This is a genomic window from Planctopirus hydrillae (genome assembly GCF_001707835.1).
Classification (GTDB): Bacteria; Planctomycetota; Planctomycetia; order Planctomycetales; family Planctomycetaceae; genus Planctopirus; species Planctopirus hydrillae.
The window spans coordinates 1-351 of the sequence record NZ_LYDR01000048.1; the positions used below are offsets into that span (position 1 = coordinate 1).

The 351-nt window shown below is 36.5% G+C and carries 1 protein-coding gene; it reads left to right on the forward strand.

Annotated elements, in window-relative coordinates; genetic code table 11:
- The coding region (locus tag A6X21_RS06265; protein ID WP_165603697.1) for a BlaI/MecI/CopY family transcriptional regulator at positions 1–180 on the forward strand (180 nt) is incomplete at its 5' end.
- Between the last annotated feature and the right edge of the window lie 171 nt (positions 181–351).

Here is a 351-nt window from a genome sequence, read left to right on the forward strand (position 1 = left end):
GAGTATAGTGTTTTCATAACAGAAAAAGATTATTCTGAGAGTACTGTAGGCAGAGTGGTGCAGCAGTTTTTTACCGGAAGTTACAAAGAGCTTGTGCAGCACTTTGTTGCAAAGAGTAAAATATCGGCAGAGGAACTCCGTGAAGTTATAGATCTAATAGAAAAAGGAGAGAGTCGATAGGCTTTTGTCCGTGCTTTGTAAAAAAGTTATTCTAAGACTAATAATACATCATTTCAATGAAGACAACCGTTGTGCTCTTGTTAATATCGACAGTAGGCATCATGCTATTCTACATTATAGATTGGCTGATGTTTAGGCGAAATACTGAATTTGGGTTAAGACGATTTTATC